12 protein-coding genes are annotated in these 13,436 nt (G+C 57.2%); 2 read left to right on the forward strand and 10 right to left on the reverse strand.

The features are described from left to right. Positions 1 to 109: 109 nt before the first annotated feature. A complete protein-coding gene (gene cysS, locus A8B84_RS00450; RefSeq protein ID WP_064228910.1) occupies positions 110 to 1,498 on the reverse strand; it encodes a cysteine--tRNA ligase in 1,389 nt (462 codons plus the stop codon). Then, positions 1,495 to 3,174, reverse strand: a complete 1,680-nt coding sequence (locus tag A8B84_RS00455) for a glutamine--tRNA ligase/YqeY domain fusion protein (RefSeq protein ID WP_064228909.1) — start codon at positions 3,172 to 3,174, stop codon at positions 1,495 to 1,497. The genes cysS and A8B84_RS00455 overlap by 4 nt, the downstream gene beginning before the upstream one ends. A 138-nt stretch (positions 3,175 to 3,312) precedes the next feature. Between A8B84_RS00455 and A8B84_RS00460 the strand changes: the two genes are divergently transcribed. Both A8B84_RS00460 and A8B84_RS00465 read left to right on the forward strand, forming a co-directional pair. Next, positions 3,313 to 3,813 carry a peptidylprolyl isomerase gene (locus A8B84_RS00460; RefSeq protein WP_064228908.1) on the forward strand — a complete coding sequence of 167 codons (501 nt, stop codon included), beginning with the start codon at positions 3,313 to 3,315 and terminating at the stop codon, positions 3,811 to 3,813. After that, positions 3,810 to 4,535, forward strand: a complete 726-nt coding sequence (locus tag A8B84_RS00465; RefSeq protein ID WP_064228907.1) for a UDP-2,3-diacylglucosamine diphosphatase — start codon at positions 3,810 to 3,812, stop codon at positions 4,533 to 4,535. Before A8B84_RS00460 ends, A8B84_RS00465 begins: the two co-directional genes overlap by 4 nt. Before the next feature lie 38 nt (positions 4,536 to 4,573). On the opposite strand, the gene A8B84_RS00470 is transcribed toward A8B84_RS00465, so the two are convergent. The 8 genes from A8B84_RS00470 to A8B84_RS00505 all read right to left on the reverse strand — a co-directional run bounded on the left by A8B84_RS00470 (position 4,574) and on the right by A8B84_RS00505 (position 13,189). Further along, entirely contained in the window at positions 4,574 to 5,344 is a 771-nt protein-coding gene (locus tag A8B84_RS00470; RefSeq protein ID WP_064228906.1) for an amino acid ABC transporter ATP-binding protein, read from the reverse strand. A 38-nt stretch (positions 5,345 to 5,382) separates the two neighbouring features. Further along, a complete protein-coding gene (locus tag A8B84_RS00475) occupies positions 5,383 to 6,468 on the reverse strand; it encodes an amino acid ABC transporter permease (RefSeq protein WP_064228905.1) in 1,086 nt (361 codons plus the stop codon). Further along, positions 6,468 to 7,655, reverse strand: a complete 1,188-nt coding sequence (locus tag A8B84_RS00480) for an amino acid ABC transporter permease (RefSeq protein ID WP_064228904.1) — start codon at positions 7,653 to 7,655, stop codon at positions 6,468 to 6,470. The genes A8B84_RS00475 and A8B84_RS00480 overlap by 1 nt, the downstream gene beginning before the upstream one ends. A gap of 93 nt (positions 7,656 to 7,748) precedes the next feature. Next, positions 7,749 to 8,774, reverse strand: coding sequence for an amino acid ABC transporter substrate-binding protein (locus A8B84_RS00485; protein WP_064228903.1), 1,026 nt, complete (start codon positions 8,772 to 8,774; stop codon positions 7,749 to 7,751). A gap of 260 nt (positions 8,775 to 9,034) precedes the next feature. Beyond that, the gene (locus tag A8B84_RS00490) at positions 9,035 to 9,922 is read right to left on the reverse strand and encodes a hypothetical protein (protein ID WP_064228902.1); all 888 of its coding nucleotides are present in this window, start codon (positions 9,920 to 9,922) and stop codon (positions 9,035 to 9,037) included. Between the two features lie 68 nt (positions 9,923 to 9,990). Continuing rightward, complete coding sequence (locus tag A8B84_RS00495) at positions 9,991 to 11,199, reverse strand: ABC transporter permease (protein WP_064228901.1); 1,209 nt, start codon at positions 11,197 to 11,199, stop codon at positions 9,991 to 9,993. Then, positions 11,196 to 11,939 carry an ABC transporter ATP-binding protein gene (locus A8B84_RS00500; RefSeq protein WP_064228900.1) on the reverse strand — a complete coding sequence of 248 codons (744 nt, stop codon included), beginning with the start codon at positions 11,937 to 11,939 and terminating at the stop codon, positions 11,196 to 11,198. The genes A8B84_RS00495 and A8B84_RS00500 overlap by 4 nt, the downstream gene beginning before the upstream one ends. Next, positions 11,939 to 13,189, reverse strand: coding sequence for an efflux RND transporter periplasmic adaptor subunit (locus A8B84_RS00505; protein WP_064228899.1), 1,251 nt, complete (start codon positions 13,187 to 13,189; stop codon positions 11,939 to 11,941). The genes A8B84_RS00500 and A8B84_RS00505 overlap by 1 nt, the downstream gene beginning before the upstream one ends. Positions 13,190 to 13,436: the final 247 nt, after the last annotated feature.

Below are 13,436 nucleotides of genomic sequence, written 5' to 3' on the forward strand. Positions count from 1 at the left end.
CATCTTGAGGGGGCATTCTAATTTGAGCGCCGCATTGTAAGGGAAAATCCTTACAAGATCATTCCTGCAGGCGCAAAACTGGTCTGACCAACCGGCAGCTCCCGGAAATTCAGGCTTTACGCCAGGTCGTCCCCTCTCGGGAATCGTCCAGAATAATACCTTTCGCCAGGAGCTCGTCGCGGATCCGGTCGGCCTCGGCAAAATTCTTTGCCTTGCGGGCATCAGCCCGGGCCTGGATCAGTGCTTCAATGTCTTCGGCGCTGAGCTCACCACCCGTGTCTGCCTGGAAGAACGCCTCGGGGTCCTGCTGCAGCAGACCCAGAACACCACCGAGCCTCACCAGAATCGCCGCACTTTGCTTGGCATCGTCTTCACGACCATCGCGACGATGCTGATTGATCTCGTTGGCAACAGCATGCAGGACAGCAATTGCTCCGGCGGTGTTGAAATCATCGTCCATCGCCTCGGCAAATCGCTCGTCGTGCTCGGATTCCGGCACATCAGCGGCCTTGGCGGGCACAATACCCCTCAGCGCATGGTAAAGCCGGGTGAGCGTGCGGCCGGCCTCGGCCAGATTTTCCTCGGAGTAATCCACCTGGCTGCGGTAGTGGCTGGAAACCAGGAAGTAACGGACCACTTCTGCCGGGTACTTCTCCATGATTTCACGGATGGTAAAGAAGTTGCCCAGGGACTTGGACATCTTTTCCTTGTTTACCCGGATGGCACCCGCGTGCATCCAGGTATTCACAAAGGTATGGCCGGTGGCACATTCCGACTGGGCGATCTCGTTCTCATGATGCGGGAACAGCAGATCCGGGCCACCACCGTGAATATCGAAGGTATCGCCCAGGCAGCAGGTGGACATGGCGGAGCACTCAATGTGCCAGCCGGGACGACCATCCCCCCAGGGCGAAGGCCAGCTGACCTCCCCTGCCTTTGCTGCTTTCCACAACGCGAAATCCGCCGGGCTGCGCTTGGCTTCCTGAACATCCACCCGCGCGCCCGCCAGCAGATCCTCGAGCTTTTTCTTGCTGAGCTTGCCGTAGTCATCGAAGGAATCAACGGCAAAGTAGACATCGCCATTGTCCGCCGCGTAGGCGTGGCCACTGGCAATCAGCTTGTGGATCATCGCGATGATTTCGTCGATATACGCCGTAGCCCGGGGCTCTTCATCCGGAGACAACACACCAAGACGGGCTTCGTCTTCGTGCATCGCCTTGATCATCCGGTCCGTGAGCTCGTTATAGGGCTCACCGTTCTCATCCGCACGGCGCAGGATCTTGTCGTCAATATCGGTGATGTTGCGAACATAGTTCACGTCGTAGCCGCGATGACGCAGGTAACGGGTAATCACGTCAAAGGCTACCAGCACCCGGGCATGGCCCAGGTGGCAGTAGTCGTAAACTGTCATCCCGCAGACATACATCCGGACCTTGCCCGGCTCAATCGGCCGGAACTCTTCCTTCTGCTGAGTCAACGTGTTGTAGATGCGGATCACTTGCCCCCCTTACCCCAGGAATCCCTGAGCGTAACAGTGCGGTTGAATACCGGCCGACCGGCAGCTTCGGTATGGGCCTGATCACAGAAGAAATAGCCTTCCCGCTCGAACTGGTAGGGAAGATCTGTGCGGGGCGCGGCCAGGCTCTTCTCGACCCGTGCACCTTTCAGAACCACCAGTGATTCCGGGTTCAGGTGATCCATCAAATCCCCTTCCTTGTCACTGTCCGGCGACTCGTGGTTAAACAGGCGGTCATACAGATTGATGTCTGCCTCTACACTGTCACTCGCCGAAACCCAGTGAATCACGCCGTTCGGTTTGTAGCCCTCGGGATTGACGCCCAGAGTGTTGGGATCGTACTCACACTTGAGCTCGACAATCTGGCCACTGTCGTCACGGATCACTTCCCGGCAGGTCATCACGTAGCCGCCACGGAGACGTACGGCCTGGTCCGGGGCCAGCCGCTTCCATTTACGCGGCGGTTCCATTTCGAAATCTTCCCGGTCGATGTACAGAGTCTGGGTCCAGGGCACTTCCCGCTCGCCCATATCCGGATTTTGCGGGTGCACTGGCAAGGTGAGCGTTTCGCTTTGATCCGCCGGGTAATTGGTCAGCGTGACTTTCAACGGGCGCATCACACACATGGCCCGCGGCGCGCGAGTGTTAAGGTCTTCCCGAATGGCGTGCTCCAGCATGCCCACATCCACGGTACCGCCAGCCTTGTTCACGCCAATCATGTCGCAGAAGGTGCGGATGGATTCCGGCGTGTAGCCACGCCGGCGCATACCGGAAATGGTAGGCATACGCGGATCGTTCCAGCCATCAACCACATTCTCATCCACCAGACGCTTGAGCTTGCGCTTGGAGGTGATGGTGTAGTTCAGATTCAGCCGGGCAAACTCGATCTGACGCGGATGGCAGGGGCCGGAAATGTTATCCAGCACCCAGTCATACAGCGGCCGGTGATCCTCGAACTCCAGTGTGCACAGGGAATGGGTGATTCCTTCCATGGCATCGGAAATCGGATGCGTGAAGTCGTACATCGGGTAGATGCACCACTTGTTCCCAGTCTGATGGTGTTCGGCGTAACGGATGCGATAAAGGATCGGATCCCGCATGTTGATGTTCGGAGAGGCCATATCAATTTTCGCCCGCAGTACCAGTTCGCCGTTCTGGTACTTTCCGTCCCGCATATCACGGAACAGCTGCAAACTTTCTTCCACCGGGCGGTCACGGTAGGGGCTGTTTCTGCCGGGCTCTTTCAGGCTGCCCCGATATTCGGCCATTTCATCGGCCGTCAGGGCGCAGACGTAGGCCTTGTCCCGGGTAATCAGCTCCTCGGCAAATTCATAAAGGGCGTCAAAGTAATCGGAGGCGTAACGCACGTCCCCGGCCCACTCGTAGCCAAGCCACTCCACATCCTGCTTGATGGCGTCGATGTATTCCTGGTTTTCCTTTTCCGGGTTGGTGTCGTCAAACCGAAGGTTACAGTCGCCGGAAAAGGTCTCGGCAATGCCAAAGTTCAGGCAGATCGATTTGGCGTGACCAATATGCAGGTAGCCATTGGGCTCCGGCGGGAATCGGGTGACCACCTTGCCGGTATGCTCTCCGCTGGCGATGGCGTCTTCGATCAGGCTCTGGATAAAGTTGTGGGCTTTCTTCGACTCGGCGCTCATACAATCTCTGTTAAAAGGGGAGTGAATCTTAAACCGCGTATTATACTCACAAATCCTTGCCGGACTCATGCATAGCGGGAAACTCTTGAGTACAATGGGCCCGTTAACGTACCTAACCTTTCTGAACAGGAAAACCTGATGATTCTGCTGACAACCAACTACGGTGACATCAAGCTGGAACTGGACTACGACAAGGCACCGGAAACCGCCAAAAACTTCGAACAGTACGTTCGCGACGGTTTTTACGATGGCCTGATCTTTCACCGTGTGATCAGCAATTTCATGATTCAGGGCGGCGGCTTCGAGCCGGGCATGACCCCACGTAAAACCCGCGACTCCATCCAGAACGAAGCCGATAATGGCCTGAGCAACATGCAGGGAACCATTGCCATGGCACGCACCATGGACCCGCATTCTGCTACAGCCCAGTTCTTTATCAACGTTGAGAACAACGGCTTCCTGGACCACACAGCCAAGAACGCGGAAGGCTGGGGCTACTGCGTGTTCGGCAAAGTCGTCGAAGGCATGGACACGGTAAACGCGATCCGCGCCGTTCGCACCACCATGCGCGCCGGCCACCAGGATGTGCCAGCGGAAGACGTGGTTATCGAAAAGGCCGAGGTTCTGGAGGACGCGTGACCACGCTGTTTATTTCAGACCTCCACCTCGAGGAATCCCGTCCGGATATCACTGAGGCGTTTCTCACATTTCTTGACGAGAAAGCCAGGGGTGTCGATCAGCTCTATATCCTCGGCGATTTCTTCGAGGCCTGGATCGGCGATGACGAGCGCACGCCGCTTCAGGAGCAGGTCGCTGCGGCCCTGCGCAAGCTTCGGGACAGCGGCACCGATATCTTCCTGATGCACGGCAACCGGGATTTCCTGATCGGCCAGGACTTCTGCGACCGGGCCGGCGCAACGCTTCTGGACGACCCAACGGTGATTGATCTGCACGGCACCCCTACTCTGCTGATGCATGGCGACAGCCTGTGTACCGCCGATGTGGAGTACCAGAAATTCCGGGCCAACATGCGTAACCCGCAGTGGCAGCAGATGATTCTCCAACGCCCACTGGAAGACCGACAGCAGATGGCCCGCCAGCTTCGGGAAATCAGCATGGCGAAAAACCAGGGCAAGGAAGAATTCATCATGGACGTAACGCCCGAGGAAGTCGTGAGGGACATGGAAAAGTACGGGGTTCAGAGACTGATCCATGGCCACACCCATCGCCCCGCAATGCATGAGCTTACCGCCAACGGCTCGCCGGCCAAGCGCATTGTTCTGGGGGATTGGGACAGGAACGTCTGGTGGCTTGAGGCGAAACCGGGCGAAGAGCCCGAGTTGAAAAAGCAGCCATTATAAAAAAGCCGGGCAAATGCCCGGCTTTTCTAACCTTGGCTTCAGTGCGCCAGTATCTGCTGGAGGAACTTCTGAGTTCTGGCTTCCTGTGGGTTTGTGAAGAACTCGTGGGGTGGCGCCTCCTCTACGATCTCACCTCCATCCATAAAGATAACCCGGTCCGCCACCGTCTTCGCGAAACCCATTTCGTGGGTTACGCAGAGCATGGTCATGCCACTGCCCGCCAACTCGATCATGACATCCAACACCTCTTTGATCATCTCCGGATCCAAGGCCGAGGTTGGCTCGTCGAACAGCATGATCTTCGGCTTCATGCAGAGTGCCCTGGCGATAGCCACGCGCTGCTGCTGCCCCCCTGAAAGCTGCCCCGGGAATTTGTTGGCCTGGTCCGGAATCTTGACCCGCTCCAGATACTCCATCGCCGATGCTTCCGCTTCCTTTCGGGGCGTTTTTCGCACCCAGATCGGCGACAGGCAGCAGTTTTCGAGGACGGTCAGGTGCGGGAAAAGGTTGAAGTGCTGAAACACCATGCCGACTTCCCGCCGAACCGTATCAATATGGCGGACATCATCGGTCAGCTCGATACCATCAACAATGATTTTGCCCTGCTGATGCTCCTCCAGCCGGTTAATGCAACGGATGAAGGTGGATTTTCCCGAGCCGGACGGCCCACAGATAACAATTCTCTCGCCCTGATCAACGGTCAGGTTGAGATCCTTGAGAACATGAAAGTCCCCGTACCACTTGTGCATTCCCTCGACCCGGATAATCCCAGGCTTTTTGTCCGACTGGGCTTGCGACTGGGTCTGCATTTCTGAAGTTTGTGTTTGGTCTGTCATAGGATTACCCATCAGGTCTTATGACCGGTGTCGAGTTTTCGTTCAAGGTTCTGACTGTATCTGGAAATGCCGAAGCAGAAGACCCAGAAACAGAATGCCACAAATACGTAGCCCTCTATTGCAACATTCTGCCAGGCGGGATCTGTGACCGTAGACTGGACCGTCCCAAGAATGTCGAACAGGCCGATGATCAGCACCAGCGTGGTGTCCTTGAACAGGGAAATGAAGGTGTTCACGATACCCGGAATAACCATTTTCAGGGCCTGCGGCAGGATTACCAGTCCCATCTTGCGCCAGTATCCCAGCCCCAGAGCATCTGCAGCTTCATACTGCCCTCTGGGAATGGCCTGCAAGCCACCGCGAATAACTTCCGCCATGTAAGCAGACTGCCATAGCGTGATACCTATCAGCGCCCGGGCCAACTTCTCAAAGTTCACGCCCTCCGGAAGAAACAGCGGCAGCATCACTGAGGCCATGAACAGGACCGTGATCAACGGAACCGCCCGCCACACCTCGATAAAAACCACACAAATCCCCCGGATGATGGGCATCTCGGAGCGCCGGCCCAGTGCCAGCAGTATGCCAATTGGCAACGAGGCTACGATCCCGATGTAAGCCAGGATCAGCGTCAGCATCAGACCACCCCATTTCGAGCTCTGCACTTCTTCCAGACCGAATGCGCCGCCGGGAATCAGGAAGTAGCCAACAACGGGCAGACCGAAGATGCCAAAGAGTCCCAGCCACTTACGGCCCGGAAACCGCTCGATGAACTGGGGCACAAAGGAAACCGCCAACAGCAGGAACATCGCGTCCACCCGCCATTGCAGCTCGTCCGGGTAAAACCCGTAGATAAAGAAGTTCAGGCGCTGGCTTATAAACAGCCAGCAGGCGCCGGCACCCGTGCAGTCGCTCGCGTCAGCGCCAACAAAGTTGGCGTCGAGGAAGAACCAGTTGAGCAAGGGCCCCACACTGGTAACCAGCATATAGGCGACACCCAGCGTCAGCACCGTGTTGAACCAGCCAGAGAACAGGTTCTCCCGCATCCACTTGACCGGCCTGAGCGCCTTCTTGGGTGCTTTCATGGTTGACTCGGTCATCATCGCTCCTTAATGGCCACAGCCCGGTTATAGATATTCATGAACAGCGAGATCAGCAGACTGATGGTGAGATACACCGCCATGGTAATGGCGACAACCTCAACGGCCTGCCCCGTCTGATTCAGCGTGGTTCCCATGAATACGGCCACCAGGTCCGGATAGCCGATCGCGGTGGCAAGCGACGAGTTCTTCACCAGATTCAGGTACTGACTGGTCAGCGGCGGGATGATGACCCTCATGGCCTGGGGGATAACCACCAATCTCAGGGTAAGGCCATTGGGTAGCCCAAGCGCCTTGGATGCCTCTGTCTGCCCTTTACTGACAGAGAGGATACCCGAGCGCACAATTTCAGCGATGAAGCTGGCAGTGTACAAAGACAGTGCGATCCACAAGGCTGCCAGCTCCGGGATAATGGTAATCCCGCCGCCAAAGTTGAACCCTCTGAGGGCCGGAAGATCCCACTCGATGGGACGCCCCGCAACCAGGTAGGACACTATGGGTACAAGCACCAGAATGGCCACACCAACCTTGAAGGTCGGGAAAATCTGGCCGGTCGCCAGCTGGCGTTTCTTGGCCCAGATGCGGATTCCAACAACGGCAGCAATGGCAAGCAGAATGCCGCCCCAAACAATCCCGAAGCCTTCCTGAGTCATCGGCTCAGGCAGATACAGTCCACGATTGTTGAGGAACAGTGCGCCACCAACATCAACACTCTGGCGCGGTGACGGAAGATTGCTGAGTACGGCGAAGTACCAGAAAAAAATCTGCAGCAGTAGCGGTATGTTTCGAATCACCTCAATGTAGACCAGCGCCATCTTGGCCACCAGCCAGTTACTCGAGAGCCGCGCCACACCGATAATGAAACCAAGAATGGTAGCGGCGACCACACCCATCGCGGAAACAAGCAGCGTATTGGTCAGACCGACCCAGAACGTTCGGCCATAGGACATGGTTGCATCGTAAGGCACCAGATTCATGATGATGCCAAATCCGGCGGTTTCATTCAGAAACCCGAAACCGGTGCTGATGCCACGGCTTTCCATGTTGGAAAGTGTGTTATCGACGAGAACCCAACCGCCCCAGAACACAAGGGCAATGGCTATCGCCTGGAAGAAGAGTGAGCGGACCCGGGGGTCGTACCAGGGCTTGGGCCCTGCAGGTCGGGTATCAATTGTTTGTTTTTTCATGGAGTGTCCTGAAAAGCTTTTCCCTGTGGTTTACAGCATCAGAGATAACGGCGAAGCCTCCCATCAGAAGACTTCGCCGCATGCCTTCAGGTCTTAACGAACCGGCGGGGCATACATGATGCCGCCTTCAGTCCACAGCGCGTTGATACCGCGGTCCAGGCCCAGCGGGGTATCCGGACCTACGTTGCGGTCATACATCTCGCCGTAGTTGCCGACCAGCTTCACCACCTTGTGACCAAAGTCATCCGGCAATCCGAGCTTGGCACCCATATCGCCGTCGGTACCCAGCAGACGCTGAATGTTCGGGTTGTCGGACTTCAGCATGTCGTCGGCATTGGCGCTGGTAACACCCAGCTCTTCGGCATTGATCTGGACGGAAAGCACCCACTTGACGATGTTGAACCATTGGTCGTCACCCTGGCGTACGACCGGGCCCAGAGGCTCTTTGGAGATGGTATTCGGCAGAATCTTGGCCGAACTCGGATCAGAAAGCTTTGAACGCAGTGCCGCCAGCTGTGAACGGTCAGACGTCAGAACATCGCAGCGACCTGCAGCAAATCCCTGAACCGTCTGCTCCGAGGTATCAAATACGATCGGCTTGAATTCCATGCCCTTGGCGCGGAAGTAATCGGAAAGGTTGAGTTCGGTGGTGGTACCGGCCTGGATACAGATGGTGGCACCGTCCAGTTGAGTGGCGTCGTCCACGCCAATACCCTTGTTGATCAGGAAACCCTGCCCGTCGTAGTAGTTCACACCTGCGAAGTTCAGGCCCAGAGAGGCATCCCGGGTCAGTGTCCATGTAGTGTTACGGGAGAGCATATCGATTTCGCCAGACTGCAGGGCGGTGAAACGCTCCTTCGCGGTCAGCGGCGTAAACTCAACGGCGTTCGCGTCACCGAAGATGGCTGCGGCCACCGCACGGCAGGTGTCCACATCGATACCGGTCCAGTTACCTTTTTCGTCAGGCTGAGAGAAACCTGGCAAACCGCTGGTCACCCCACACTGGAGATGGCCTTTTTCCTTGACGTTTTCCAGAGTGGTGGCAGCCATGGCTCCAGTGGCCGTGAACGTGCCTACCGCCAGAGCAATCCCCAGGGCAATCGATTTCGTCTTTCTCATTGTCTTTTCTCCGAACATCAGTTGGTTTTTCGCGACGTGTGACCTCAGCAATTTGCGAGCCACAGATCATAAACCCATGATTTATATTGTTTTTATCCGCCACCGAAGCGTTACAGACAGATCTGGAACGAAGTGGCGCTGCTTCATGCACTGATACAGTGCCCTCACTGCGACCCTATGCGCCGAAAAAAGGCAGCATTAGGGCCTTGCTCCTTAAAAGTAGAACAAGGTTCGGTAAATGAACTAGTTTTTATGCAAAATTATTCGGAAATTTTGAAGACAGGAGGCTCTTTATAGGTCTCGAGACGCCTCAGCCATCCGGGCAGCCAGCGCTCTCGTTCGATTGGATCCTTTGCGTTTTCAGCCCTGCGTGTAAGAACAGTGCCGGCGGCCTCCCGAAATTGCCCAAGAGCATTCCGGTCAGGTGAGCCAGACATTTCCAACAAGACTTGCAGCAGCCCCCAGCCTTGATCGTTGTAGCGTTCCGTAGAGGAAAGCCCCTCACCCTTGAAATTCACATAGTCGATGATGGCGTAGACGCCGCCGGGAGTCTGACTAAGCGCTTCAAGCCTGTCAGCCACGTCTGACTTCCGATCATCCGGAGCGGCCTCAACAATCCTTCCAAGCGACTCTCTGGCGCGCCGGAAGATAAACTCAGCCTGTATTCCCTGGGTTCCCGCCAGAAATTCACGCAGTTCCGCGAGCCGGGGCGAGTCGTCGACAGCCAGGAATTCCGCTTTTTCGCTCCAGGGCGCATCGAAGGGCTCCAGAGCCCGCAGCCATTCGGGAATATTGACTTGCCGTTGTTCCATGTATTCCATCAGCGCGGGAAAGCTCTCGACAAACCGCCCCTCAACGCCCTTCGGATACCAGATGAAGTGGCCAATCCCGAGCGATGGGAACGCCTCACCATCGTTCCAGTGGACCAAACACTGGAAACGACCGGCACACTCGTTCCGGAAAATCTGTTGGCCCACCCAGTCCAACTGGGCAGAAGTCAGTGCCAGGGATATATCTCCGGTCTGCAAGTCTGGATTCTCCGCATCCACTTTGCCGGACTCGGCCGCTGGCGCCTTTTCGTCAGAATCGCAGCCAGCCAGACCCAAAAGACCTGCCAGTAATATCACTCCGAGGGATTTGAAAACCAATGATTCACTCCTGATAGCCGGGTTGTTTCCACAATCAATAACATAGTTGGCAAGGTTCCGGCAGGTCGCTATTCGTGACGTAACGCATCAATCGGGTTCAGCATGGCTGCCTTGCGAGCGGGGAAGTATCCGAAGATAACGCCGATGGCCACCGAGAAAGTAAACCCGACCGCCATAACCGCTGGCGAAACAACAAAGGGCATGTCCAGTTGCCAGGTGACAAGCCAGGTGCCCCCAACCCCGACAATGAGACCAATAATCCCACCAAGGGTGGACAGCGCAATGGACTCGACCAGGAACTGGGTCAGCACATCCCGTGCCCTGGCCCCGATGGCGAGGCGAATGCCGATCTCCCTGGTGCGCTCGGTGACCGAGACCAGCATGATGTTCATGATCCCGATACCGCCGACCAGCAGGCTGACCGCGGCAATCGCACCGAGCAGAACCGTCAGCGTGTTGGTGGTGCTTTCCAGGGTCTGGGCAATATCCTGGGTATCCCGGACATAGAAATCGTCGGCCCCACCTGCCGCTGGATTGCGCCGCTGCCTCAACAGGGACTCAATCTGGGCCTGGACCAATCCTGTTGTGCCATCCACCAGAGCCGATACATAAATGGCGCTGACGTCCAGCTCGCCCACCAGCCTTCGCTGCACCGCCTTGACCGGCATGAGAATGATCTTGTCCCGATCCTGGCCCATTGACTCGCCCTTCTCTACCAGCACACCGATCACCCGGCATGCCGTCCGGCCAACACGGATATTCGCGCCAAGGGGTTCCTGCCCGAGAAACATCTCCTCGATCAGGGTCTTGCCAATGATGCACACGGCAGCGCCGGCAGACTGTTCACTGTCCTCGAACTCACGGCCATAATCGAGGTAATGATTGCGTACGGCGAAATAGTCATTGGTGGTGCCGATGACCGGGATGGTGTCATTGGCATTTCCGATGACCACGGTGGCACTGGTGGTTAGCGCAGGGGCGACCAGAATGCCAGCCACTTCATTGCGAATGGCCTCCACATCGCCCAACTCGAAATTCTCCGCACTGGTGCGCAGCCCGCCGGGACCCCGCTGGGCGGTACCCGGCATAACGAACAGCAAGTTGGAGCCAATGCTTGCGATCTGCTCAGTCACGCTTCGGGTAGCCGACTGCCCCAGATGCACCATGGCCACCACACTTGCCACCCCGATAATGATGCCGAGCGTTGTCAGGAACGACCGTAGCTTGTTTCGGGCAATAGCCTGTACCGACATGCCCAGGGTATCCAGGGCCCTCATGGGATAACCTCGGACGGCGTACCATCCCTGACCAGCTTGCCATCGGTGAAAAACAGAACCCGGTCCGCGTATCGGGCAATATCGGGCTCATGGGTCACCATGAGAATCGTAATTCCCCGCTGTTCACGAATGGACACAAGCTCCTTCATGATCTCTCCGGCCATGGCGGTATCGAGGTTGCCCGTGGGCTCATCCGCCAGCAAGAGCGGAGGCTCCGTTACCAGGGCCCGTGCTATCGCTACCCGTTGTTGCTGACCACCGGAAAGCTGGGCCGAGGTCGCATGCGCCCGATCCGCGAGACCAACCGTGGTAAGCGCCTGCATCGCCAACTCATGACGCTGCGCTGGCCGGACGCCCTCGTAAATCAGCGGCAGTTCAACGTTACTCAGGGCACTGGTGCGAGGCAGCAGATTGAAGCTCTGAAACACAAATCCCATGAAGTTCCGGCGCAGCAGGGCTAGTTCGTCCCGGTTGAGGCCGCCCACCTCCACGCCCCGGAACCGGTATTCCCCGGAGCTGGGCACATCCAGGCAACCCAGGATATTCATACAGGTGGATTTGCCCGAGCCCGACGGCCCCATGATCGCAACAAACTCCCCGGCCCGAATATTCAGGCTGACGCCATCCAGAGCACGAACCTCGGTCGCGCCGCTACCGTATATCTTGTAGATGTCGCGCGCCTCCACAACGCATGGCGAGGATTGCGAAATTTCAGACACACCGACATTAACTGGTCCCATCACGGAATTACCGCCGACTGCATGCCGGTTATTACCGCCTCACCCTCCGCCAGCTCGTCACCAGGCAACTCCGTGTAGCGTCCATCGGAAGCCCCCGTTTTTACGACCACCCGGGTCGGCGCCCCGTCTCGCAGCAGCCAAACAGTGTTTGAGGGGCCGGATCGATTTGAGCCACCCCGGGCACCGGGGTGACTGAACAGGCCACCACCGCCGCTATCGGTTGCCGGCGGGGTAAAACGGAACGCCACATTCGGCACCCGCAGAACATCCTCACGACGGCCGGTTTCGATGATTGCGGTGGCCGTCATGCCCGGTTTGAGCAAGCCCTCGCTGTTATCCACGGAGAGAACGGTGGTGTAGGTGACCACGTTGTTGTCGACGGACGGGTAAAGGTGAACCTTCAGCACTTCGGCGGAAAATGCCTGGCCCGACCAGGCATCCACGGTAAACGTTGCCGTCTGACCAGCTTCCACCATCCCGACATCTGCTTCATCCATGGACACATGCAGCTCCATGGCTTTCAGATCTTCCGCCAGCAGGAACAGCACCGGTGTCTGGAAACTGGCCGCCACGGTATTGCCGGGCTCAATACTTCGCTGCAGAACCACACCGTTGATGGGCGAGGTGATCACCGCTTTTTCCAACCGGGTCCGGGCCTGAAGCACCGACGCATCCGCCTGCCTCACCGATGCCCGGGCATAGGCCAGCTTCGCTTCTGCCCGCTTGCGGGCCGCAATGGCAGCATCCAGCTCCGCCTGAGCGCTGGTGCCCCGCTCACGCAGTGCGCTGATCCGCCGTTCGTCCACCCTTGCTTCCTCGAGAGTCGCCTCAGCCTCCGCCACCGACGCCCGGGAAAGGGCAAGCTGGGCTTCCGCCTGTTCCAGCGCCACCGCCAATTCATCGGTGTCGAACAGCGCCAGAACCTGTCCTTGAGTCACCTGATCGTTTTCTTCCACCAGAACCTGCGTAATCAGCCCCGATATTTCTGCACCCACAGAAACCTCACTCTTGGGTTCAAGGCTTCCAGTGGCAGTGGCCGTCATCACCATGTCGCCCCGGTCCAGATTGTGGGTCTGCCAAAGCACCTCGCCATCATCTGGCCACAGCCACCAACCAGCGAGCGCCAAAACCGCCATCAGTGCAACTAGCCAGGCGAAGCGGCCAGCCCTCCCCCGCTTGCGTTCCGAGCGAATAACCCGACTGACCTCAGCAGCCATTTCCTGCCGGGTTGAATCCTTTTCCTCTTCCATCAAGCTCTCCTTCCAATCGGAAGCCCAGGGCACAAACTTGAGGGCCCTCAATAGGCATTACGCTGAACAGGCTCTAGATTGCAAGCATGGATCGTAAATTTTTAGTCAACGCATCAGAGCCATCAACCTTTCCGCCCACAAAACGAAGAAGGCCGGGATTTCCCGGCCTTCTTCGTTTTTGTCGAACTTGATTGATCGATATCATTAACCTTGGACTTCTCGGACTTTTAAAAGCCTCCTGCCAAGC

The organism is Marinobacter sp. EhC06, assembly GCF_001650915.1.
Classification (GTDB): Bacteria; Pseudomonadota; Gammaproteobacteria; order Pseudomonadales; family Oleiphilaceae; genus Marinobacter.